The sequence below is a fragment of the Actinomadura sp. NPDC000929 genome, from assembly GCF_040492065.1.
Taxonomy (GTDB): Bacteria; Actinomycetota; Actinomycetes; order Streptosporangiales; family Streptosporangiaceae; genus Spirillospora; species Spirillospora verrucosospora.
In genome coordinates this window covers 1-21,759 of the sequence record NZ_JBEUPA010000070.1, presented here as the reverse complement: position 1 = coordinate 21,759, position 21,759 = coordinate 1, and the positions used below count along the sequence as shown (strand labels likewise).

22 protein-coding genes are annotated in these 21,759 nt (G+C 73.3%); 16 read left to right on the top strand and 6 right to left on the bottom strand.

Annotated features, from left to right (window positions below):
• Positions 1 to 14: 14 nt before the first annotated feature.
• A complete protein-coding gene (locus ABWI04_RS23405; protein ID WP_345181031.1) occupies positions 15 to 1,013 on the top strand; it encodes a COX15/CtaA family protein in 999 nt (332 codons plus the stop codon).
• A gap of 7 nt (positions 1,014 to 1,020) precedes the next feature.
• Here the strand turns inward: ABWI04_RS23405 and polX are convergent, their stop codons facing one another.
• The 5 genes from polX to ABWI04_RS23380 all read right to left on the bottom strand — a co-directional run bounded on the left by polX (position 1,021) and on the right by ABWI04_RS23380 (position 6,342).
• Positions 1,021 to 2,739 (bottom strand): DNA polymerase/3'-5' exonuclease PolX, encoded by a 1,719-nt coding sequence (gene polX, locus ABWI04_RS23400; protein WP_353833774.1) that lies wholly within the window; start codon positions 2,737 to 2,739, stop codon positions 1,021 to 1,023.
• A gap of 39 nt (positions 2,740 to 2,778) precedes the next feature.
• Positions 2,779 to 3,615 carry a proteasome subunit beta gene (prcB, locus tag ABWI04_RS23395; RefSeq protein ID WP_345181036.1) on the bottom strand — a complete coding sequence of 279 codons (837 nt, stop codon included), beginning with the start codon at positions 3,613 to 3,615 and terminating at the stop codon, positions 2,779 to 2,781.
• Positions 3,616 to 3,686: 71 nt separating this feature from the next.
• Positions 3,687 to 4,646, bottom strand: coding sequence for an EamA family transporter (locus ABWI04_RS23390; protein ID WP_353833773.1), 960 nt, complete (start codon positions 4,644 to 4,646; stop codon positions 3,687 to 3,689).
• 2 nt (positions 4,647 to 4,648) lie between these two features.
• Positions 4,649 to 5,365 carry an ABC transporter permease gene (locus ABWI04_RS23385; RefSeq protein WP_345181222.1) on the bottom strand — a complete coding sequence of 239 codons (717 nt, stop codon included), beginning with the start codon at positions 5,363 to 5,365 and terminating at the stop codon, positions 4,649 to 4,651.
• Positions 5,366 to 5,415: 50 nt separating this feature from the next.
• A complete protein-coding gene (locus tag ABWI04_RS23380) occupies positions 5,416 to 6,342 on the bottom strand; it encodes an ABC transporter ATP-binding protein (protein ID WP_353833772.1) in 927 nt (308 codons plus the stop codon).
• 173 nt (positions 6,343 to 6,515) lie between these two features.
• Here ABWI04_RS23380 and ABWI04_RS23375 point away from each other — a divergent pair, with 173 nt between their 5' ends.
• From ABWI04_RS23375 to ABWI04_RS23315, 13 genes are all read left to right on the top strand, one after another.
• Positions 6,516 to 7,757 carry an arginine deiminase gene (locus ABWI04_RS23375; protein ID WP_353833771.1) on the top strand — a complete coding sequence of 414 codons (1,242 nt, stop codon included), beginning with the start codon at positions 6,516 to 6,518 and terminating at the stop codon, positions 7,755 to 7,757.
• Positions 7,757 to 8,758, top strand: coding sequence for an ornithine carbamoyltransferase (gene argF, locus ABWI04_RS23370; RefSeq protein WP_353833770.1), 1,002 nt, complete (start codon positions 7,757 to 7,759; stop codon positions 8,756 to 8,758). The genes ABWI04_RS23375 and argF overlap by 1 nt, the downstream gene beginning before the upstream one ends.
• Before the next feature lie 29 nt (positions 8,759 to 8,787).
• Complete coding sequence (gene arcC, locus ABWI04_RS23365) at positions 8,788 to 9,723, top strand: carbamate kinase (RefSeq protein WP_345181048.1); 936 nt, start codon at positions 8,788 to 8,790, stop codon at positions 9,721 to 9,723.
• Positions 9,720 to 11,186, top strand: a complete 1,467-nt coding sequence (locus ABWI04_RS23360; RefSeq protein WP_353833769.1) for an amino acid permease — start codon at positions 9,720 to 9,722, stop codon at positions 11,184 to 11,186. Before arcC ends, ABWI04_RS23360 begins: the two co-directional genes overlap by 4 nt.
• Positions 11,179 to 12,228 carry a universal stress protein gene (locus tag ABWI04_RS23355; protein WP_353833768.1) on the top strand — a complete coding sequence of 350 codons (1,050 nt, stop codon included), beginning with the start codon at positions 11,179 to 11,181 and terminating at the stop codon, positions 12,226 to 12,228. Before ABWI04_RS23360 ends, ABWI04_RS23355 begins: the two co-directional genes overlap by 8 nt.
• A gap of 84 nt (positions 12,229 to 12,312) precedes the next feature.
• Positions 12,313 to 13,146: a helix-turn-helix transcriptional regulator gene (locus tag ABWI04_RS23350; RefSeq protein ID WP_502913152.1), complete on the top strand. Its 834-nt coding sequence runs from the start codon at positions 12,313 to 12,315 to the stop codon at positions 13,144 to 13,146.
• On the top strand, positions 13,143 to 14,555 hold the full coding sequence (gene sufB / locus ABWI04_RS23345) for a Fe-S cluster assembly protein SufB (RefSeq protein ID WP_345181055.1): 1,413 nt from the start codon (positions 13,143 to 13,145) through the stop codon (positions 14,553 to 14,555). Before ABWI04_RS23350 ends, sufB begins: the two co-directional genes overlap by 4 nt.
• Positions 14,555 to 15,691: a Fe-S cluster assembly protein SufD gene (gene sufD / locus ABWI04_RS23340; protein WP_353833767.1), complete on the top strand. Its 1,137-nt coding sequence runs from the start codon at positions 14,555 to 14,557 to the stop codon at positions 15,689 to 15,691. Before sufB ends, sufD begins: the two co-directional genes overlap by 1 nt.
• Positions 15,688 to 16,005 carry a non-heme iron oxygenase ferredoxin subunit gene (locus ABWI04_RS23335; RefSeq protein ID WP_345181060.1) on the top strand — a complete coding sequence of 106 codons (318 nt, stop codon included), beginning with the start codon at positions 15,688 to 15,690 and terminating at the stop codon, positions 16,003 to 16,005. Before sufD ends, ABWI04_RS23335 begins: the two co-directional genes overlap by 4 nt.
• Before the next feature lie 26 nt (positions 16,006 to 16,031).
• Positions 16,032 to 16,796, top strand: coding sequence for a Fe-S cluster assembly ATPase SufC (gene sufC, locus ABWI04_RS23330; RefSeq protein WP_179835235.1), 765 nt, complete (start codon positions 16,032 to 16,034; stop codon positions 16,794 to 16,796).
• The gene (locus ABWI04_RS23325; RefSeq protein WP_345181067.1) at positions 16,793 to 18,067 is read left to right on the top strand and encodes a cysteine desulfurase; all 1,275 of its coding nucleotides are present in this window, start codon (positions 16,793 to 16,795) and stop codon (positions 18,065 to 18,067) included. The genes sufC and ABWI04_RS23325 overlap by 4 nt, the downstream gene beginning before the upstream one ends.
• 54 nt (positions 18,068 to 18,121) lie before the next feature.
• Entirely contained in the window at positions 18,122 to 18,580 is a 459-nt protein-coding gene (gene sufU, locus ABWI04_RS23320) for a Fe-S cluster assembly sulfur transfer protein SufU (RefSeq protein ID WP_345181070.1), read from the top strand.
• On the top strand, positions 18,577 to 18,954 hold the full coding sequence (locus ABWI04_RS23315; protein ID WP_345181073.1) for a metal-sulfur cluster assembly factor: 378 nt from the start codon (positions 18,577 to 18,579) through the stop codon (positions 18,952 to 18,954). The genes sufU and ABWI04_RS23315 overlap by 4 nt, the downstream gene beginning before the upstream one ends.
• A 43-nt stretch (positions 18,955 to 18,997) precedes the next feature.
• Here ABWI04_RS23315 and ABWI04_RS23310 read toward each other — a convergent pair whose 3' ends face one another.
• Positions 18,998 to 19,552: a hypothetical protein gene (locus ABWI04_RS23310; RefSeq protein WP_345181074.1), complete on the bottom strand. Its 555-nt coding sequence runs from the start codon at positions 19,550 to 19,552 to the stop codon at positions 18,998 to 19,000.
• A 157-nt stretch (positions 19,553 to 19,709) separates the two neighbouring features.
• Between ABWI04_RS23310 and ABWI04_RS23305 the strand changes: the two genes are divergently transcribed.
• Together ABWI04_RS23305 and ABWI04_RS23300 are read left to right on the top strand one after the other, a co-directional pair.
• A complete protein-coding gene (locus tag ABWI04_RS23305) occupies positions 19,710 to 20,885 on the top strand; it encodes a sensor histidine kinase (protein ID WP_353833766.1) in 1,176 nt (391 codons plus the stop codon).
• A gap of 17 nt (positions 20,886 to 20,902) precedes the next feature.
• Positions 20,903 to 21,580, top strand: a complete 678-nt coding sequence (locus ABWI04_RS23300) for a response regulator (RefSeq protein WP_345181227.1) — start codon at positions 20,903 to 20,905, stop codon at positions 21,578 to 21,580.
• Positions 21,581 to 21,759 lie beyond the last annotated feature (179 nt).

The following is a 21,759-nucleotide window of genomic DNA, read 5'->3' as shown; positions in this document are numbered from 1 at the left end:
ATACGATTGGTGCCGTGGCAGAGCGAGAGTCGTCCAACCTCCTGATCCGGACCTGGAACGCCGTGTGGCGCCCGACGCCCGGGTCCCTGCGGCTGCTCGCGCTGATCGGCGTCATCGGCAACGTGGTGATCGTCGTCAGCGGCGGCGCCGTCCGCGTCACCAAGTCCGGGCTCGGCTGCCCCGACTGGCCGCGCTGCTCCGGCGACAGCCTCGTGCCGACCCACAACCCCGAGCACCACGTCCTCAACATGTCGATCGAGTTCGGCAACCGGCTGATCACCTTCGTGGTGCTGGGCGTCGGCGTGCTGGTGTTCGTCGCCGCGCTGCGGCTGCGGCCGCGCCGCCGGAGCCTGGTGCTGTGGGCGCTGGCCCAGCCGATGAGCGTGGTCGCCCAGGCGGTCATCGGCGGCATCGTCGTGCTGACCAAGCTGCACCCGGCGGCCGTCTCGCTGCACTTCCTGGTCTCGCCGGCCCTGCTGGTGTTCTGCGTCGCGCTCTGGGTCCGCGCGGGGGAGGGCGACGCGCCGCCCCGGCCGCTCGCCGGGCCCTGGACGCGCCGCCTCGCCGCCGCGCTGCTGGTCTCGTGCGCCGCCGTGCTCGTCGCGGGCACGGTCGTCACCGGCACCGGCCCGCACGCGGGCGACGCCGAGTCGCGCCGCTACGGCTTCGACATCACCGACGTCGCCCGGATCCACGGCGAGCTGGCCTGGCTCACCATCGCGCTGACGGCGCTCGCCATCGTGGCCCTGCACCGCACGGGCGCGCCCGCCGCCGCCCGCCGCCGCGCCCACGAGCTGGCCGGGCTGATCGTGCTGCAGGGCGCCGTCGGCTACGTCCAGTACTTCCTCGGCGTCCCCGCCGGCCTGGTGCTGCTGCACATGCTCGGCGCGGTGCTGATGTGGATCGCGGCGTTCCGCCTGTTCTTCGCGCTGCGCGACCGGGGCCCCGTCCCCGCCGCCGAGGCTCCGGCCCCGGCGGCCCCGCGGCCCGCCGAGGCGCCCCAGCCCGCCTGACCCGCGCTCAGGTCTTGCGCAGGAACGCGCGCAGACGCTCCAGCGGCCAGGTGTTGATGACGTCGTCGGGGGTCAGCCAGCCCCGCTGGGCGGTGCCGACGCCGTAGCGGATGTTGCGGTGGTGGCCGACCGAGTGGGCGTCGGTGTCGACGGCGAACTTCACGCCGAACCGCTTCGCGCGCCGGACCAGGTCGGCGGGCAGGTCGAGGCGGTCGGGGAAGGAGTCGATCTCCATCGCGGTGCCGGTGCGGGCGGCGGCGCGGAACACCTCGTCCCAGTCGGCGTTCACCGGCGCCCGGCGGCCGATGCTGCGGGCGGTGGGGTGCCCGATCACGTGGACGTGGGGGTTCTCGCACGCGCGGACGAGCCGCCGCGTCATGCTCGCCTCGTCCTGCGTGAAGTGGGAGTGGACGGAGGCGACGCAGACGTCGAAGCCGGACAGGAAGTCGGCGTCCCAGTCGACGCCGCCGTCGGGGTCGATGTTGAGCTCGGTGCCGTGCAGGAGCGTGAGGCCGGGGAACCGATCCCGCAGCTCGGCGATCCGCTCGCGCTGGGCGAGCATCTTCTCGTCGGTCATGCGCTGCATGACCAGGTTCGGCGCGTGGTCGGTGATCGCGTAGTACTCCAGGCCGCGGTCCCGCGCGGCGGCGGCCATGTCCTCCAGTGAGGCGATGCCGTCGGTCAGGTCGGTGTGGCTGTGCAGGTCGCCGCGCAGGTCCTCGACGGTCACCAGGCGGGGCAGCTCGTCCCTCAGCGCCGCCTCGATCTCGCCGGCGTCCTCCCGGAGGGCGGGGTGTACCCAGGGCAGGCCGAGGCGCTCGTAGACCTCCTCCTCGGTGGCGGACACGATCAGCTCGTCGGTGCGGGCGTCGAACAGCCCGTACTCCGAGAGCCTGAGCCCGGCCTTCACGGCGATCTCGCGGGTGCGGATGTTGTGGGCCTGGGAGCCGGTGAAGTACTGGAGCGCGGCGCCCCACGACTCGGGCGGGACGACGCGCAGATCGACCTGCAGGCCCCGGGCGGTGCGGATCGAGGTCTTCTTGTCGCCGCCCGCGATGACCTCCGCGACGAACGGGAGCGCGGTGAACGCCGCCATGACCGGACGCGGGTCGCGGGAGGCGGCCAGCACGTCGACGTCGCCGATCGTCTCGCGCATCCGGCGCAGCGAGCCGGCGTGGGCGCAGCGCTCCACCTGGGGCAGCGCGGACAGGGCGGCGACGATCTCGTCGGCGACGCCCGCCGCCGCGTCGACCAGGACGCGCTCGCCGGATCCGCGCATCAGCTCGATGCCGTGGAGGATGTTCTCCTCGGTCTTGGCGCCGAAGCCCTTGAGCCCGCGGAGCCGTCCCTCCTCGACGGCGGCGGCCAGCTCGTCGACCGAGGAGACGCCGAGCGCCTCGTAGACGGCGAGGGCCTTCTTCGGGCCGAGCGTGGGGATGGCGGTCAGGGCGCGGACCCCGGCCGGGATCTGCGTGCGCAGCTCCTCGACCTGCCGGATCGTGCCGGTGGTGTTGTAGTCGAGGAGCTTCTTGGCGATCGCGTCGCCCACCCCCGGGATCCGCCGCAGCCCGGCCAGGTCGAGGCCGGCGATGTCGCCCGGGTGGCCCGCGACCGCCCGCGCCGCCTTCTCGTACGCCCTGATCTTGAAGGCGTCGCCGCCCGTGATGGCCAGCAGATCGGCCAGTTCCTGGATGAGGGCCGCAGCCTCGTCGTTCGCCCGTGCCATGGGCCGAGTCTAGAAGCCGGGTACGACGGTTTCGGGCGCTCAGCGCAGGGGCGCGACGGGCCCGCCGGGCCGCTCGGTCCGGCCCCGCACGACCTCGTCGGCGATCGCCGCCACCTGCTCGTCGGGCAGCCGCCGGTAGCCGTCGGCCGTGACGACCGCGATCGTCGGGTAGATGCGCCGGGTCGGGTCGGGGCCGCCGGTTGCGCTGTCGTCGTCGGCCGCGTCGTAGAGCGCCTGGACGCACACGGTGGCGGCGTCCTCCAGGGACAGGTCATCGCGGTAGAGCTTCTTCAGCGCGCCGGCGGCGTAGGGGGAGCCGGAGCCGTCCGCGTGGAAGCCGCGGGCCTCCTGAGGGGCGCCCGTGATGTCGTAGGTGTAGATCCGCGCCTCGCCGGAGTCGGGGTCGAGGCCCGCGAACAGCGGGACGACCGCGAGCCCCTGCAGGGCCTGCGCGAGGTTGGCCTGGATCACGGCGCCGAGGCGGCGGGCCTTGCCCGGCAGCGACAGCGGGACGGTCTCCATCTTCTCGTAGTGCTCCAGCTCCACCTGGAACAGCCGGACCATCTCCAGCGCCAGCCCGACGGTTCCCGCGAAGGCGACGGCGGAGTACTCGTCGGCGCGCTGCACCTTGTCGAGCTCGCGGTAGGCGATGCGGTGGCCCTGGGTGGCGCGCCGGTCTCCGGCCATCATCACGCCGCCCGGGAACGTCAGCGCCAGGACCGTCGTCCCGTGCGGCAGCTCGGGCGCGTCCCCCTCGGGCACCCGGTTGACGGGCAGCAGCTCAGGGGAGTGCAGGCGCAGGAAGTCGACGAACGACGCCGACCCCGCCTCGAAGAACTCGGGCGGAATCCCCTGGTCCTCGCTCCGGCCGATCACGGCGGCTCCTCTCCTGCTCGATGATCGCGACGTCCCGATCCTTCCACGCTGCCACACGGGGCCGCCACCGCTCAGGCCTCCGGCGCCTCGGGCGGCTCCTTCTGGCTCCGGGTCGCGCCCGCGCACGCGACGATCACGCAGCAGATCGCCACCCACTGGCGCGCCGTGAGGATCTCGCCGAGCAGCGCCACCCCGACGAGCGCCGCCACGGCGGGCTCCAGGCTCATGAGGATCCCGAAGACGCGGGCGGGCATCCGCCGCAGCGCCTCCAGCTCGAGCGAGTACGGGATCACCGACGACAGCAGCCCCACGCCGAGGCCGATCAGCAGCAGGCGCGGGTCCAGCAGGGCGGTGCCCGCGGACGCCACGCCGAGCGGAAGGATCGCCACGGTCCCGACGACGCTGGCGAGCGCGAGGCCGGTGGAGCCGGGGAACCGCTGGCCGGTCGCGGCGGTGAGGACGATGTAGCCCGCCCAGCACGCCCCCGCCAGCAGCGCGAACGCGATGCCGACCGGGTCGAGGGCGCCGCTGCCTCCCCGGGCGAGCAGGACGACGCCGGCCCCCGCCAGCACCACCCACAGCGCGTCGCGGGGGCGCCGGGAGGCGATGATCGAGACCAGGAGCGGCCCGAGGAACTCGATCGTGACGGCGACGCCCAGCGGGATCCGCGAGAACGACTGGTAGATCGAGTAGTTCATCAGCGCCAGCGCCAGCCCGAAGCCCGCGGCGATCGCGAGGCTGGAGCGCGAGTGGTCGCGCAGGACGGTCCGCAGCGCCTTGCGGGTCAGGAACCCCAGCACGACCGCCGAGGTCAGCAGCCGCATCGTCACGATGGCGCTCGGCGGCAGCCGGTCGAACATGTGCTTGGCCAGGCCCGCGCCGACCTGGAGGGAGATGATGCCCATCAGGATCAGCGCGGGCGGCGGCACCGACCCGAGCGACAGCCTCCGCGCCGGCAGCGCCCGTGCCCAGGCGGGCCGGGCGGGCCGGGACGCGCCGCCGAACGAACCGGGAGCTTCGGAGAGGGCCATGGCTACTCCCACCTGAAGAAGCGGGCGGCCAGGACGAGGCCGGCGGCGGCCCACACGGCGAGGACCGCCAGCGGCTTGCCGGGGAAGGCGGCGCCGTGCTGGAGGACCTGGCGCAGCCCCTCGGAGAGCGCCGAGATCGGCAGCAGCTCCAGGGCGGACCGCACCCCACCGGGGAAGCGGTCGAGCGGGAAGACGACGCCGCCGAGGGCCAGCAGCAGGATGTAGACGAGGTTGGCGGCGGCGAGGGTGGCCTCGGCGCGCAGCGTCCCGGCCATGAGCAGCCCGAACCCGCTGAACGCGGCGGTGCCGAGCGCCAGCAGGACGACCACCGAGGCGGGGTCGCCGTGCGGGTGCCAGCCGAGCGCCAGCGCCACCGCGCAGACGACCGCGGCCTGCACGGCCTCGACCGCGACCACGCTGAGCGTCTTGGCGGCGATGAGCCCGCCGCGCGGCAGCGGGGTCGCGCCGAGCCGCTTGAGGACGCCGTAGCGCCGCTCGAAGCCGGTGCCGATGGCCTGGCCGGTGAACGCGGTGGACATCACCGCGAGGGCGAGGACGCCCGGGGCGAGGAAGTCGACGCGGCGGCCCGCGCCGAGATCGACGAGGTCGGTGGCGCTGAACAGCGCGAGCAGCACCACCGGGATGATCAGCGTGAGCAGCAGCTGCTCGCCGTTGCGCAGCACGGCGCGGAACTCGTAGCCCGCCTGGGAGAGGATCATCCGCGGCAGCGGCGCGGCGCCCGGCGCGGGGGCGAGGTCCAGTGGGGCGGTCACGAGCGCAGCTCCCGTCCGGTGAGTTCCAGGAAGACGTCCTCCAGCGTGCGCCGCTCGATCCGCAGGTCCTCGGTCATGACGCCGTGCGAGGCGCACCAGGCGGTGACCGTGGCCAGCAGCTCGGGCCGGACGTCGGCCTCGATCAGGTAGTGCCCGGCCGGCGACTCCTTGGCGGCGCTCCCGGCGGGCAGGGCCGCGAGCAGCTCCTCCAGGCCGAGGCCGGGACGGGCGCGGAAGCGCAGCTGGCGCTCGGCGCCGGTCAGCTCCTCGGGGGCGCCCTGCGCGACGACCCTGCCGCCGTCGACGATCACGACGTGGTCGGAGAGGCGCTCGGCCTCCTCCATGTTGTGCGTGGTGAGCACGACCGACACCCCGGCCGCGCGCAGCTCGCCGATCAGCTCCCAGGTGGCGTGCCTGGCCTGCGGGTCGAGCCCGGTGGTGGGCTCGTCGAGGAAGACCAGCTCGGGCCGCCCGACCACGGCGACGGCGAGGGAGAGCCGCTGCTGCTGCCCGCCCGACATGCGCCGGAACGGGGTGCGGGCGTGCGTGGTGAGGCCGAGCCGCTCCAGCAGGGCGGAGGCGTCGAGCGGCGCGGTGTGGAACGAGGCGACGAGCCGCAGGAACTCGCCGGCCCGGGCGGTGCCCGGCACGCCGCCGGACTGCGGCATCACCCCGACCCGCGGGCGCAGGGCGCGCCCGTCGGCGGCGGGGTCCAGCCCGAGGACGCGGACGGTGCCCGCGTCGGCCCGCCGGAACCCCTCGCAGATCTCGATGGTGGTGGTCTTGCCGGCGCCGTTCGGGCCGAGCAGCGCGGTGACCGCGCCCCGGGCGGCGCTGAGCGACAGGCCGTCCACGGCCGTCACCGCGCCGTAGCGCTTGGCGAGGGAGCGCAGTTCGACCGCGCCGTCTCCGGGGGGTGTCATGGTGACGAGTTTAGGTCCGGGGCGCGACAGCTCCGCGCCCGGTCCCGGCCCTCCCAGCGTGAACTCGCGGTAAAGCCGGCCGGTGGAAGTCGATCTAGTTTCGCCGCCGCGCCCCGGGGAATCCGCGATCTGGGGGAGTCGCGGCGCCGTGGCCGTGCTCCGGGGAGGTGGGGATGGCGTTCCGCGTCGATTCGGAGGTCGGGCGGCTCCGCGAGGTGCTGCTGCACCGGCCCGAGCTGTCGCTCAAGCGGCTCACCCCCTCCAACGCAGCCGGGCTGCTGTTCGACGACGTGCTGTGGGTCAGGCGGGCGGTGGAGGAGCACGAGGAGTTCGAGGACGTCCTGCGCGCCCAGGGCGTGCGCACGCACCTGCTGATCGACCTGCTGGGCGAGACCGTCACGATCCCCGAGGCGCGCCGGCACATCCTCGACCGGGTGGTCGACCCGCACTGGTTCGGCCCGCTGGCCACCGACGCCATCCGCAACTGCTTCGACGCCATGGACGTCGCGGAGCTGGCCGCGTTCCTGATCGGGGGCATCACCAAGCGGGAGATGCTGGAGCGGATGCCCGAGCCGGCGTCGATCGCGTTCCACTCGATCGGCATGGACGGGTTCGTCCTGCCGCCGCTGCCCAACCACCTGTTCACCCGCGACACGTCCTGCTGGATCTACGACGGCGTCTCGATCAACACGATGCGCATGAAGGCCCGGATGCGCGAGACGGTGAACATGGAGGCGATCTACCGCTGGCATCCGCTGTTCGCGGCCGGGTACGACCGGCCCGCCGAGGGCGGCTACCACGTGTGGAACCGCGGCACCGCGATGGCGCCGGCGACGCTGGAGGGCGGCGACGTGCTCGTCCTCGGCAACGGCGGTGTGCTGGTCGGGATGAGCGAGCGCACGCAGCCGCAGGCCGTGGAGATGCTGGCCCAGTCGCTGTTCGCCGCGGGGTCCTGCGACCGGATCGTCGCCCTGCGGATGCCGCGCAAGCGGGCGTTCATGCACCTGGACACGGTCATGACGATGGTCGACCACGGCGTGTTCACCAAGTACGGGGGGATGGGCATGCTGCCGTCCCACACCGTGGAGCCCGGCGACAACGAGAAGGAACTCAAGATCACGGATCATCCGGCGGAGGACATGCACCGGGCCGTCGCCGCCGCGCTCGGGCTGGACGACATCAAGGTGCTCTCCCCGACCCAGGACGTGTTCGCCGCCGAGCGCGAGCAGTGGGACGACGGCGCGAACGTCCTGGCCGTCGCGCCCGGCGTGGTGATCGCCTACGAGCGCAACGCCACGAGCAACAACCACCTCGCCCGCAACGGCGTCGAGGTCATCACGATCCGGGGAAGCGAGCTCGGCCGGGGCCGCGGGGGGCCGCGCTGCATGAGCTGCCCGCTCGTCCGGGACGCCTGATGGCGCCCGATCTGCGCGGGCGCAGCCTGCTCAGGGAGCTCGACTTCACGCCGGAGGAGTTCGCGTACCTCATCGACCTGGCGGCCGACCTGAAGGCCGCCAAGCGCGGCGGGACGGAGACGCGGGCGCTGGCGGGCAGGAACATCGCGCTCGTCTTCGAGAAGCCCTCCACCCGCACCCGCTGCGCGTTCGAGGTCGCCGCGCACGACCAGGGCGCCCACGTCACCTACCTCGACCCCGGCGGGACGCAGATCGGCCACAAAGAATCGATCAAGGACACGGCGCGCGTCCTCGGGCGGATGTACGACGGCATCGAGTACCGGGGCTCCGCCCAGCGGCGCGTCGAGGAACTGGCCGAGCACGCGGGCGTCCCGGTGTGGAACGGCCTGACCGACGAGTGGCACCCGACGCAGATGCTCGCCGACATGCTCACCATGCGCGAGCACAGGGGCAGGCCGCTGCACCAGGTCGCCTACGCGTACCTGGGCGACGCGCGCAACAACATGGGGCACTCCTACGTGGCGGCCGGGGCGCTGCTCGGCATGGACGTCCGCATCGTCGCCCCCCGCGCCCTCTGGCCCGACGAGGAGGCGGTCCTCGGGCCGTCCCGCGCGGTCGCGGCAGGGACGGGCGCGCGCATCACCCTCACCGAGGACGTCGCGGACGGCGTGCGCGGCGCCGACTTCGTCATCACCGACGTGTGGGTGTCGATGGGCGAGCCGGCGGAGGTGTGGGACGAGCGGATCGCGCTGCTCACGCCCTACCAGGTCAACGCCGAGGTCATGCGCGCCACCGGCAACCCCGCCGCCAGGTTCATGCACTGCCTGCCGGCCTTCCACGACCGGGGGACCGCCGTGGGCGAGGAGATCTACCGCAGGACCGGCCTGGACGCCCTCGAGGTCACCGACGAGGTGTTCGAGTCCGAGGCGTCCGTCGTCTTCGACGAGGCCGAGAACCGGATGCACACGATCAAGGCGGTCATGGTGGCGACGCTCGGCTGAGCCGGGACCGCCGGGGAGGGGGAGGACGCATGCGCGTGGTCGTCGCGCTCGGAGGGAACGCGCTGGTCAAGCGGGGGGAGACGCCCGACGCCGAGCTCCAGCGCGGCAACGTCGACCGGGCCGTGCGGTCGCTGGCGCCGCTGGCCGAGCGGCACGAGCTGATCATCACGCACGGGAACGGGCCGCAGGTGGGGGTGCTGGCGCTGGAGAGCGTCAACGACCCGAACCTGACCCGGCCCTACCCGCTGGACACGATCGGCGCCGAGACCCAGGGCATGATCGGCTACTGGATGCTCCAGTCGCTGCAGAACGCGCTGCCCGGCCGCCAGGTGATGGCGATGATCAACCAGACGCTGGTGTCGGCGGTGGACCCGGCGTTCGAGAACCCCACCAAGTTCGTCGGCCAGGTCTACGAGCGGGAGGAGGCCGAGAAGCTCGCCGCCGAGTACGGCTGGACCGTCCGGCCCGACGGGGACCGCTGGCGCCGCGTGGTGCCCTCCCCGCGGCCGCAGCGGGTGATCGAGACGCGGCTGATCAGGGAGCTGGTCCGGCTCGGCACGGTGGTGGTGTGCGCGGGCGGCGGCGGCATCCCGGTCTTCCGCAACGACGTGGGGCGCCTGGAGGGCGTCGAGGCGGTGGTCGACAAGGACCTCACCGCGGCCGTCCTCGCCGAGAGCATGGACGCCGACGCGCTGCTCATCCTCACCGACGTGCCCCGCGTGATGCGCGGCTTCGGCACGCCGGACGCGCAGGAGATCGCCCACACGACGCCGTACGAGCTGCGCGGCGAGGACTTCCCGGCCGGGTCGATGGGCCCGAAGGTCGAGGCGGCTGTGAGCTTCGTCGAGCGGACGGGCGACATGGCCGCGATCGGGACGCTCGACCAGTGCGAGCGCATCCTGGAGGGGACCGCGGGGACGATCGTCACCCCCAACGCCACGTGGCCGCTGGCGAGCACGCTGTGAGCACCGGGACCGCGCCGCAGACCTTCGCGCGGAGCCTGCTGCGGACCAAGCCCGTCGACCTGATCGTCGCCGAGGGCGGGCACGGCGAGGGCGGCGAGCTGAGGCGCACGATGAGCCTGCTGCAGCTCACCCTGTTCAGCGTCGGCGCGACCCTCGGCACCGGCATCTTCGTCGTCCTCGGCGAGGCGGTCCCGCTGGCCGGGCCCGCGGTCGTGCTGTCGTTCGTCCTCGCCGCCGTCACCGCCCTGTTCTCGGCGCTGTCGTACGCCGAGCTGGCCGGGACGATCCCCGTCTCCGGCTCGTCCTACTCCTACGCGTACGCGACGCTGGGCGAGCTCGTCGCCTGGGTCTGCGGCTGGTGCCTGCTGCTGGAGTACGCCGTGTCGGTGTCGGCCGTGGCGGTCGGCTGGGGCTCCTACCTCAACGCCTTCCTCGACGGCGCCGCGGGCTTCACGATCCCGGCGCAGATCAGCAACCCGCCGGGGGAGGGCGGCCTCGTCAACGTCCCCGCGGTGATCGTGGTGCTGTTCGCCACGGCGCTGCTGCTGCGCGGCACCTCCGAGAGCGCCGCCGCGAACACGGTCATGGTCTTCCTCAAGATCGGCGTGCTGCTGTTCTTCTGCGCGATCGCCTTCACGGCGTTCCGGTCGGGCAACATGTCCCCGTTCGCGCCGATGGGTTGGGCGGGCATCAGCGCGGCGGGCTCCAAGGTGTTCTTCTCCTACATCGGCTTCGACGCCGCCTCCACCGCCGGGGAGGAGGCCAGGAACCCGCGCCGCGACCTGCCCCTGGCGATCATCCTCTCGCTGGCCGTCGTGACGGCGCTCTACGTGCTGGTCGGGCTCGCGGCGGTCGGCGCCATGCACTGGACGCGGTTCTCGCTCAGCGGCTCGGAGGCCTCCCTGGCGCAGGTCCTGAACTCGGTGAGCGGGCGGACGTGGCCGTCGGTGGTCCTGTCCCTCGGCGCCGTGATCGCCATCGCGAGCGTCGTGCTCACCGTCATGTACGGGCAGACCCGCATCCTGTTCGCGATGTCGCGCGACGGGCTCGTCCCGCACGTCTTCCAGAAGGTGAGCCCGCGGCGGCGCGTCCCGGTCGCCAACACCGTCATCGTGGCGGGGTTCATCGCGGTCCTCGCCGCGGTGATCCCCCTCGGCCGGCTCGTCGACGCCACCAGTATCGGGACGCTGTTCGCGTTCGCCCTGGTCAGCGTCGGCGTGATCGTCCTGCGCCGGACCCGGCCGGAGCTGCCGCGCAGCTTCCGCGCGCCGCTGTACCCGGTGACGCCGCTGGCCGGCGTCGCCCTGTGCGTGTATCTGATGGTCGGCCTCGGTGGCGTCACCTGGACCGTCTTCGCGATCTGGACCGCCGTCGGCCTGGCCGGCTACTTCCTGTACGGCCGGCGCCACTCGCGCCTGGCCGCCGGGAACGGAGGGCCCATCGGAGGGAGCCCGCATGAGTGAACCGAAAGGCATGGAACCGGCCGGCGTCGATTCCGGCGGAGGCGACCCGGACGGGCTGCGCGTGGTGGTCGGGTACTCGCCCGACGAGCGCGGCGACGACGCCCTCGTCCTGGCCGCGCTGATCCGGTCGGCGGACCGGTCGAGGCGGCTCGCGCCGCTGACGGTCGCCAACGTCCATCCACCCGCCTGGCCCGCGCACGGCCCCGCCTCGGTGGACGCCGAGTGGGTCGCCTACCTCAGGCACCAGTCGGAGGAGGCGCTGGGCCGGGCCGCCGCGCGGCTCGCCGAGCTCCAGGTGCCGCGGCCGGACCTCGACCTGCGGGTGCGCGCGCACCGGGGCAGCGGGCGCGGCCTCATCGAGGTCGCCCGGGAGGTGGGCGCCGACCTCGTCGTCATCGGCTCGGCGCCGGGCGGCCGCCGCGGCCGGATCGCCATCGGCAGCACCGCCGACCAGCTCCTGCACGACTCGCCCGTCCCGGTCCTGCTGGCGCCGCGCGGGTACGCCGACGAGTCGCTGCGCCACCACCGGGCGCTGGGGCCCGACCGCGCGGCGCGGCGGCTGGAGCGGATGACCGTGGCGTTCTGGCCGCGCCGCGACGTCGAGGGCCCGCTGCTGGCCGCCGCGGCGCTCGCGCGGAAGCTGGGGCTGCCGATGCGGCTGCTGACGCTGGTGCTGCGCCCGGCCGCCGTCGCGGCCAGGTTCGGCGGCGTCGGCGGCGCGCTGGACCGCCAGGTCGCCCAGGCCGACGAGGACCTGCGGGAGGCCGCGGGCCTGCTCGGGGCGCGCCTGGGGGACGGGATGCCGGTGGAGCGGCTCGCGGAGGTCGGGACCGGGGTCGCCGCCACGCTCGGCGCCGTCGATATGCTGCCGGGGGAGATCGTCGCCTGCCTGCCGGGCCGCCACGGACCGCTGCGCAAGGTGTTCCTCGGGGAGGGCTCCGGCAAGATCGTGCGGGCCGCGCCGTGCCCGGTGCTGGTGCTGCCGCGCGGGATCGGCGCGGGCGGGGGCGAGGCGTCCTCCGGCGAGGATGACCAGACTTAGGTAAGGCTTACCTGCGTGAGCTACGACATCGGCGTTCCGGTGTTTCGCGGGAAGTAATTACGGCACACTGATGTTGTGAAAAACGTGGGCGAGGATCAGACGAGCACCGGGGGCGCCGCCGTGCGCCCCGTCGGCGTGCCGTCCGGCCAGCCCGAGCGCGACACCCGCGCCCGGGTGGCCAGGCTGATCCTCGAACACGGCCCGGTCACCGCGTCCACGCTGGGGGAGCGCGTCGGCCTCACGCCGGCCGCGATCCGGCGGCACCTGGACGCGCTGCTGGCCGAGGGCATGATCGAGATCCGCCAGGCGCGGGTGCCGCAGTCCCGGCGCGGCCGGGGCCGTCCCGCCAAGTGGTTCGCCATCACCGACGCCGGGCGCAGCGCCTTCGTGCACGCCTACGACGACCTGGCCACCAGCGCCCTGCGGTTCCTCGCCGAGACGGCCGGCGACCACGCGGTCGCCGAGTTCGCCCGGCGGCAGATCGCCGACCTGGAGCGCCGGTACCGGCCCGTCGTGCAGGACGCGCCGCCCCACCAGCGGGTCCGCACGCTCGCCGAGGCCCTGTCGGGGGACGGCTACGCGGCCGCCGCCGCCAAGGCGCCCCAGCCGGGCGGCGGCGAGCAGTTGTGCCAGCACCACTGCCCGGTCGCGCACGTCGCCGCGGAGTTCCCGCAGCTGTGCGAGGCCGAGACCGAGGCGTTCAGCCGGCTGCTGGGCACTCCCGTGCAGCGGCTCGCCACGATCGCGCACGGCGACGGCATCTGCACCACCCACGTCAGTTCCCGCTCGCTCTGCGGGACCGGCGAGGGCGGCGTCCGCGCCGCGCACGCCGCCCCTGGCGGGGACACGGCGGACGCGGAGGCGTCCGCCGGCACGCATCTGACCAGTGACGAGGAGTCCGGAGGGACCTCCCTATGACTACGGCAGCCCACCCGGAGCTCGAAGGGCTCGACAGGTACAAGTTCGGCTGGGCCGACTCGGACGCCGCCGGCGCCTCGGCGCGGCGCGGTCTGAACGAGGATGTCGTCCGCGACATCTCGGCCAAGAAGAACGAGCCTGAGTGGATGCTCGACCTGCGCCTCAAGGGGCTGCGGCTGTTCCGCAAGAAGCCGATGCCCACCTGGGGCTCGGACCTGACGGGCATCGACTTCGAGAACATCAAGTACTTCGTGCGCTCGACCGAGCAGCAGGCCACGTCCTGGGAGGAGCTTCCCGAGGACATCAAGAACACCTACGACAAGCTCGGCATCCCCGAGGCGGAGAAGCAGCGCCTCATCGCCGGCGTCGCCGCCCAGTACGAGTCGGAGGTCGTCTACCACAAGATCCGCGAGGACCTTGAGGAGAAGGGCGTCATCTTCGTCGACACCGACACCGGCCTGCGCGAGCACCCGGAGATCTTCCAGGAGTACTTCGGCTCGGTGATCCCGGTCGGCGACAACAAGTTCGCCGCGCTCAACACCGCCGTGTGGTCGGGCGGCTCGTTCATCTACGTCCCGCCGGGCGTGCACGTGGAGATCCCGCTCCAGGCCTACTTCCGGATCAACACCGAGAACATGGGCCAGTTCGAGCGGACGCTGATCATCGCGGACGAGGGCTCCTACGTGCACTACGTCGAGGGCTGCACCGCTCCGATCTACAAGTCCGACTCGCTGCACTCGGCCGTCGTGGAGATCGTCGTGAAGAAGGACGCCCGCGTCCGCTACACGACGATCCAGAACTGGTCCAACAACGTCTACAACCTGGTGACCAAGCGCGCCGTCGCCTACGAGGGCGCCACCATGGAGTGGGTCGACGGCAACATCGGCTCCAAGGTCACCATGAAGTACCCGGCGATCTACCTGCTCGGCGAGCACGCCAAGGGCGAGACCCTGTCGATCGCCTTCGCGGGCGAGGACCAGCACCAGGACGCCGGCGCGAAGATGGTGCACGCCGCGCCGAACACCTCCAGCAGCATCATCTCCAAGTCGGTGGCGCGCGGCGGAGGCCGCACGTCCTACCGCGGGCTGGTGCAGATCCAGGAGGGCGCCGAGCACAGCAAGTCCACGGTCAAGTGCGACGCGCTGCTGGTCGACCAGATCAGCCGGTCCGACACCTACCCCTACGTCGACGTCCGCGAGGACGACGTGGAGATGGGCCACGAGGCGACCGTCTCCAAGGTCTCCGAGCAGCAGCTGTTCTACCTGATGAGCCGCGGCCTCACCGAGGACGAGGCGATGGCGATGATCGTGCGCGGGTTCGTCGAGCCGATCGCGCGCGAGCTGCCGATGGAGTACGCCCTGGAGCTGAACCGGCTCATCGAGCTGCAGATGGAAGGAGCCGTCGGCTGATGGGGCTCGAGCAGAAGCCTCTCTCGACGCTGCACGAGAAGGCGTCCTACGACGTCGCCGACTTCGACGTGCCCACGGGGCGCGAGGAGGAGTGGCGGTTCACCCCGCTGCGCCGCCTGCGCGGCCTGCACAACGGCACGGCCGAGGAGGGCGGCAAGGTCCTGGTGGAGGTCGAGGCGGCGCCGGAGGTGACCGTCGAGACGGTCGGCCGCGACGACGAGCGCCTCGGCAGGGCCTACGTCCCCACCGACCGGGTCAGCGCCCAGGCGTGGACCTCCTTCGCCCAGGCCACGGTCGTGACCGTCCCGAAGGAGACCGCGGCCTCCGTGCCGACCGTGCTGCGGCTGCGCGGCGAGGACGCCTCGGCCGCCGCCTACGGGCACATCACGATCGTCCTGGAGCCGTTCGCCGAGGCCACCGTCGTGCTGGCGCACCGGGGGTCGGCGACCTACGCCGACAACGTCGAGTTCGTCGTCGGCGACGGCGCCCGACTGTCGGTGATCAGCCTCCAGGACTGGGCCGACGACGGGGTCCACGTCTCCCACCAGCACGCCCGGCTCGGCCGCGACGCCCGGTTCCTCTCGCACAACGTCTCGCTCGGCGGCGACGTGGTGCGGATCTCCCCGTCCGTCGCCTACGAGGGGCCCGGCGGCGACGCGGAGCTGTACGGGGTGTACTTCGTCGACGGCGGCCAGCACCTGGAGCACCGCCTCCTGGTCGACCACGCCGTCCCGCACTGCCGCAGCCGCGTCGACTACCGCGGCGCCCTGCAGGACCGGGACGCGCACGCCGTCTGGATCGGCGACGTGATCATCCGCGCGGAGGCGGAGGGCACCGACACCTACGAGCTGAACCGCAACCTCGTCCTCACCGACGGGACGCGGGTCGACTCCGTGCCGAACCTGGAGATCCTCACCGGCGAGGTCGCCGGCGCGGGGCACGCCTCGGCTTCCGGCCGGCTGGACGACGAGCACCTGTTCTACCTCCAGGCGCGGGGCATCTCCTTCGACGATGCGCGCCGCATGGTGGTCCGGGGGTTCCTCGGCCAGCTCGTGGAGCGCATCGAGGTCGCCGAGGTGCGCGAGAAGGTGCGCGAGGCGATCGAGGCGGAACTGGACCGGGGAGCGGCCAGGTGACCTACGTGAAGGTGTGCGCGCTGGACGAGGTCCCCGCCGACGGCGCGCTCGGCGTCGAGGTCGACGGCACGCCCGTCGTCGTCGCGCGGAGCGGTGCCGACGTGTTCGCTCTGAACGACATCTGCTCGCACGCCGAGGTCTCGCTCTCCGAGGGCGAGGTCTACAACGGCACCATCGAGTGCTGGCTGCACGGATCCTGCTTCGACCTGCGCAGCGGCAAGCCCACCAACCCGCCGGCCACGCAGCCGGTCGCCACCTACAAGGTCAGGGTCGAGGACGGCGAGGTCTACGTCTCGCTCGCCGGCGACGACTGACCGCACGACGAAGGACTACACGCACTATGGCCACGCTTGAGATCCGCGACCTCCACGTCTCCGTCGGCGACGGCTCCGACGGCGCGAAGGAGATCCTGCGCGGGGTCGACCTGACCGTGAAGGCCGGCGAGACCCACGCCATCATGGGGCCGAACGGCTCCGGCAAGTCCACCCTGGCCTACGCGGTCGCCGGCCACCCGAAGTACGAGGTGACGTCCGGCTCCGTCACGCTCGACGGCGAGGACGTCCTGGCCATGTCGGTCGACGAGCGCGCCCGCGCCGGGCTGTTCCTGGCGATGCAGTACCCGGTCGAGGTGCCCGGCGTCTCGGTGTCCAACTTCCTGCGCTCGGCCGTCACCGCCGTGCGCGGCGAGGCCCCGAAGCTGCGCGAGTTCTCCAAGGAGATGAAGGCCGCGATGGACGCCCTGTCCATCGACCCGGCGTTCGCGCAGCGCAGCCTGAACGAGGGCTTCTCCGGCGGCGAGAAGAAGCGGCACGAGATCCTCCAGCTGGAGATGCTGAAGCCGAAGGTCGCCGTGCTGGACGAGACCGACTCCGGCCTTGACGTCGACGCGCTGAAGGTCGTCTCCGAGGGCGTCAACCGGTTCGCCTCCGGCGACACCGGCGTCCTGCTCATCACGCACTACACGCGCATCCTGCGCTACGTGAAGCCCGACTTCGTGCACGTGTTCGCCGCCGGCCGCGTCGTCGCCGAGGGCGGGCCCGAGCTGGCCGACGAGCTGGAGAACGAGGGCTACGAGAAGTACGTGAAGGCGGGCGCGTCCCTATGAGCGGAACAGGGAGCCTTCTGCCCGAGGAGCTGAAGAAGGACTTCCCGCTGCTGCAGCGCACGGTCCGCGGCGGGCGCCCGCTGGTGTACCTCGACTCGGGGGCGACGTCGCAGAAGCCCCTCCGGGTGCTGGACGCGGAGCGGGAGTTCTACGAGCGGCACAACGCGGCGCCGCACCGCGGGGCCCACCTGCTCGCCGAGGAGGCGACGGAGGCCTACGAGAACGCCCGCGCCTCGATCGCCCGGTTCGTCGGCGCCGCGCCCTCCGAGATCGTGTTCACGAAGAACGCCACCGAGGGCATCAACCTGGTCGCCTACGCGATGAGCAACGCGGCCACCGCCGGCCCGGAGGCCGAGCGGTTCGCCGTCGGCCCCGGCGACGAGATCGTGGTCTCGGAGATGGAGCACCACGCCAACCTCGTCCCGTGGCAGCAGCTCTGCCGGCGGACGGGCGCGACCCTGCGCTGGTTCGGCATCACCGACGAGGGCCGCCTCGACCTGGACGACCTCGACGGCATCGTCAACGAGCGCACGAAGATCGTCGCGCTGACGCACCAGTCGAACGTCCTCGGGACCGTTCCGCCGATCGAGCGGATCGTGGAGCGTGCCCACGCCGTCGGCGCGCTCGTCCTGCTGGACGCCGCGCAGTCGGTGCCGCACCAGCCCGTGGACGTGGCCCGGCTCGGCGCCGACTTCCTGGTGTTCTCCGGGCACAAGATGCTCGGCCCGACCGGCATCGGCGTGCTGTGGGGGCGCGGCGAGCTGCTCGCGGCCATGCCGCCGTTCATCACCGGCGGCTCCATGATCGAGGTCGTCCACATGGAGGAGACCACGTTCATGCCGCCGCCGCAGCGGTTCGAGGCGGGCGTGCCGATGACCGCGCAGGCGGTCGGGCTGGGCGTGGCCTGCGACTACCTCGCCGATCTCGGCATGGACCGCGTGCACGCCCACGAGGAGGCCCTGGTCGGCTACTCGCTGGAGCGTCTCGGCGAGATCTCCGGCGTCCGCGTCATCGGCCCCGGCACCACCGAGGCCCGCGGCGGCGCCGTCTCGTTCACCGTCGACGGCATCCACCCGCACGACGTCGGGCAGGTCCTGGACGAGCTGGGCGTCGAGGTCCGCGTCGGCCACCACTGCGCGTGGCCGATCTGCCGCCGCTTCGGCATCCCGGCGACCACCCGCGCGACGTTCTACCTCTACAACACCCTCGGCGACGTGGACGCGCTCGCCGACGGGGTAAGGCAGGCGCAGAAGTTCTTCGGCACCGCCTGAGGAACACGCCCTGCCACGCCCGGGTTGTAGCGAGAAAGGCTTGGAAAGGACGCCATGCAGCTGGAGGCGATGTACCAGGAGGTCATCCTGGACCACTACCGCAACCCCCTGCACAAGGGGCTGCGGGAGCCGTTCGAGGGGGAGGCGCACCACGTCAACCCCACGTGCGGCGACGAGGTGACGCTGCGCGTCCACCTGGAGGGCGAGGGTCAGGACGCCACGGTCGCCGACGTGTCCTACGACGCCATGGGCTGCTCGATCAGCCAGGCCAGCGCATCGGTGATGTCCGACCTGCTGATCGGCAAGTCCGTCAAGGAGGGGATGGCGGTCGGCGAGGAGTTCCTGGCGCTGATGCAGTCCCGCGGCCAGGACGTCGCGCCCGACGAGGACGTCCTGGAGGACGCCGTCGCCTTCGCCGGGGTCTCGAAGTACCCCGCCCGGATCAAATGCGCCCTGCTCGCCTGGATGGCGTGGAAGGACGCGACCGCCCGCGCACTCGGAGAGGCATCATGACCGACACGCCCGCGACCGACACGCCCGCCCAGGAGGCGCCCGACGCCGAGGCTCCCGCGACCGCCGCCTCCCCCCAGGAGGAGGAGATCCTGGAGGCCCTCAAGGACGTCGTCGACCCCGAGCTCGGCATCAACGTGGTCGACCTCGGCCTGGTGTACGGCGTCGACCTGACCGACGAGGTCGCGACCCTGGACATGACGCTCACCAGCGCCGCCTGCCCGCTCACCGACGTGATCGAGGACCAGGCCCACAGCGCGCTGGAGGGCCTGGCCAAGGACGTCAAGATCAACTGGGTCTGGCTCCCGCCGTGGGGCCCCGACAAGATCACCGACGAGGGCCGCGACCAGCTCCGCGCCCTCGGCTTCAACGTCTGACCCGCGCCGCGCCCTGAGGCCGCGTCCCACCCGGGACGCGGCCTCACGCGTCCCGGGCGGCGCCGTCCCGCGGCCTGGGCGGCCAGAGGGTGGTCGTGACGGGCCACAGGGCCCAGACCGCCAGGACGAACCCGAGGCGGCCCAGCCAGGCGTCCAGGGCCCGCGTGCGGTCGGCGTCGCCGACCAGGGCGATCATCGCCAGGAGCAGGGCGCAGGCGATGGCCGTGGCGAGCGCGGCCTTGCCGAACTCGCGCCACTCGTGGCGGACCCGCGCCGCCCCGTACCTCGGACCGCGGGTGGGCGGCGGGCCGCCGGCGAAGCGGTGGGCGAAGCGCTCGTCCGCCCACCGGACCATGCTGTGGCCGAACGCGACCGAGTAACCGAGGTAGGCGGCCGACAGCCCGTGGGCGCCGCCGGCGGTCGCGCCGCCGCGCAGGTCGGCCGCCGTGGCGGCCAGCAGGACCAGGTCGACCAGCGGGACGCTCAGCAGGAGCACCGCCCCGGTGCGGCGCAGGCGCAGCGCGTAGCGGGCGAGGAGGCCCGCGGCGAGGAGCACCCAGAAGCCGATCTCGCATCCGGCGATCACCGCTAGCAGCACGTGGAATCCCTTCTCGACGGCCGGGATTCTCATCGTCCGCCCGGGGGCGAGGGCGAATCGTCGTCTGCGATGAGGTTCCGCGGGTCGTCCGAAGGATGTACGCGCGCTCCTCACCCGGACGGACGAGACACCCCGGGCGGGATGCTGAGATGGACCCGTGCACAGGCTCCGACGTCTCACCACCCGCCAGGACGCGCTGCTGGCCGCCGCCGCGCTCGCGGGCGGCCTGGTGGTGCTGGCGGCGCACGGGCACACCGTGTGGTCCGCAGGCTGGGACCCCTCGTTCCGGCTGCGCCTCGTCCCGCTGGTCGGGCTGTGCGCGACGATGCTCCTGCGGCGGACGGCCCCGCTCACGGGCCTGCTCCTGGCGACGCCGTTCAACGTCGCCGACGTCGCGTTCGGGCCGAGCCTCGCCACCGCGATGATCTACGGGGACGCGCTGTACGCGGCGAGCCTGTACGGCCGGCGCCGGACGGCGGAGTGGCTGCTCGGGGCGACGCTCGCGGGGAGCGCGGCGGTGGCGGTCGCCGCGGCGGCGGCGGTGCGCGGCGTCGCGGTCGGCGTGCTCGGCGCGTCGGTCGCCGGGGTGGTGTGGGTGACGCCGGTGCTGACCGCGATGGCGGTGCGCGAGCACCGGTCCCGCGCCGAGGCCGAGCGGGAGCGCGCCGAGCAGGTGGCGCGGCTGGCCGAGCTGGACCGGCGGGCCGCCGTGACCGCCGAGCGCGCCCGGATGGCCCGCGAGCTGCACGACGTGATCGCCAACCATCTGAGCGCGGTGGCGCTGCACTCCTCGGCCGTGCTGAAGGTGCGGGGCCTGGACCGGGAGGGGGTGGACCGGGCGATGGAGGTCATCCGGGAGAACAGCGTCCAGGGGCTCGCCGAGATGCGGCGGATGATCGGGCTGCTGCGCGAGGGCGACGGCGCGGATCCGGCGGCCCGGCCGCGGCTGGCGGAGCTGGACCGGCTCGTCCGGCACACCGCGCGGTCCGACCTGTCGGCGCGGCTGGAGGTCGCCGGGGAGCCGCCGGAGCTGCCGGCGGCGGTCGAGCTGGCCGCCTACCGGATCGTCCAGGAGTCGCTGACGAACGCGCTGAAGCACGCCGGGTCGGGGCGCGCCGACGTGCGGGTGGAGTACACGGGCGGCCACGTGGTGATCGACGTGCTGAGCCCGCTCGGCCGGGACGGCTCCCGGCTGCCCGGCACCGGCAGCGGGCTGGTCGGGATGCGCGAGCGCGCCGTGATGCTGGCCGGGAGGTTCGCCGCCGGGCCGGACGGCGGCCGCTGGCGGGTGCACGCCGAGCTGCCGCTCGACTCGCTGGGCGGGGCGGCGTGAGCGCCGGCCGGGACGGCGTGATCGACGTGCTGGTCGCCGACGACCAGGCGGCGGTGCGGGCGGGGCTGGTGCTGATCCTCGGCGCCGCGCCGGACGTGCGGGTGGTCGGCGAGGCTGCCGACGGGGCGCGGGCCGTGGAGCTGGCCGAAGAGCTGCGGCCCGACGTGGTGCTCATGGACGTCCGCATGCCCCGCCTGGACGGCGTCGCCGCCACCCGGCGGATCGCCGGGTTCACCGCCGTCCTGGTGCTGACGACGTTCGACGTGGACGAGTACGTGTTCGGGGCGCTGCGCGCGGGCGCCGCCGGGTTCCTGCTCAAGGACGTCGACGCCGACCGGCTGGTGGAGGCGGTGCGGACGGTCGCGGCGGGGGAGGGAGTCCTCGCGCCGGGCGTCACCCGGCGGCTGATCGGCGCGTTCGCGGCCCGGCCGGCCGCCCCGGCGGAGGTGCCGGGGCTGGCGGAGCTGACGCCGCGCGAGCGCGAGGTGTTCGCCTGCCTCGGGGAGGGGCTGTCCAACGGACAGATCGCGGCCCGGCTCGCCATGGCCGAGACGACCACCAAGACGCACGTGAGCCGGATCCTCGCCAAGCTCGGGCTCGGCAGCCGGGTCCAGGCGGCCATCCTCGCCCAGGAGACGGCCGTGACGGGATTCTCCGGCCTTGATCCACATAAGGGATCATCCGGGGCGGTCTAGGGCCCCAGCGGCGGTCTCAGCGCGACATGGCCCGGATCAGGTCGGCCACCCGGACGATGCCGAGGCAGCGGCCGACCTCGTCCACCACGACCAGGTCGTCGTAGACGCGCTCGTCCTCGGCGCCCGCGGCCCGCAGCGCGGCGATCGCCGGGACGGTGCGCGGGACCGGCCGCGGCGGG

Coding starts and splice junctions, on each gene's coding strand:
- polX (WP_353833774.1), bottom strand. CDS start 2,739: ATGGCACGGGCGAACGACGAGGCTGCGGCCCTCATCCAGGAACTGGCC.
- ABWI04_RS23390 (WP_353833773.1), bottom strand. CDS start 4,646: ATGGCCCTCTCCGAAGCTCCCGGTTCGTTCGGCGGCGCGTCCCGGCCC.
- ABWI04_RS23385 (WP_345181222.1), bottom strand. CDS start 5,365: ATGATCCTCTCCCAGGCGGGCTACGAGTTCCGCGCCGTGCTGCGCAAC.
- ABWI04_RS23380 (WP_353833772.1), bottom strand. CDS start 6,342: ATGACACCCCCCGGAGACGGCGCGGTCGAACTGCGCTCCCTCGCCAAG.
- ABWI04_RS23375 (WP_353833771.1), top strand. CDS start 6,516: ATGGCGTTCCGCGTCGATTCGGAGGTCGGGCGGCTCCGCGAGGTGCTG.
- argF (WP_353833770.1), top strand. CDS start 7,757: ATGGCGCCCGATCTGCGCGGGCGCAGCCTGCTCAGGGAGCTCGACTTC.
- arcC (WP_345181048.1), top strand. CDS start 8,788: ATGCGCGTGGTCGTCGCGCTCGGAGGGAACGCGCTGGTCAAGCGGGGG.
- ABWI04_RS23355 (WP_353833768.1), top strand. CDS start 11,179: ATGAGTGAACCGAAAGGCATGGAACCGGCCGGCGTCGATTCCGGCGGA.
- sufB (WP_345181055.1), top strand. CDS start 13,143: ATGACTACGGCAGCCCACCCGGAGCTCGAAGGGCTCGACAGGTACAAG.
- sufD (WP_353833767.1), top strand. CDS start 14,555: ATGGGGCTCGAGCAGAAGCCTCTCTCGACGCTGCACGAGAAGGCGTCC.
- sufC (WP_179835235.1), top strand. CDS start 16,032: ATGGCCACGCTTGAGATCCGCGACCTCCACGTCTCCGTCGGCGACGGC.
- ABWI04_RS23325 (WP_345181067.1), top strand. CDS start 16,793: ATGAGCGGAACAGGGAGCCTTCTGCCCGAGGAGCTGAAGAAGGACTTC.
- sufU (WP_345181070.1), top strand. CDS start 18,122: ATGCAGCTGGAGGCGATGTACCAGGAGGTCATCCTGGACCACTACCGC.
- ABWI04_RS23315 (WP_345181073.1), top strand. CDS start 18,577: ATGACCGACACGCCCGCGACCGACACGCCCGCCCAGGAGGCGCCCGAC.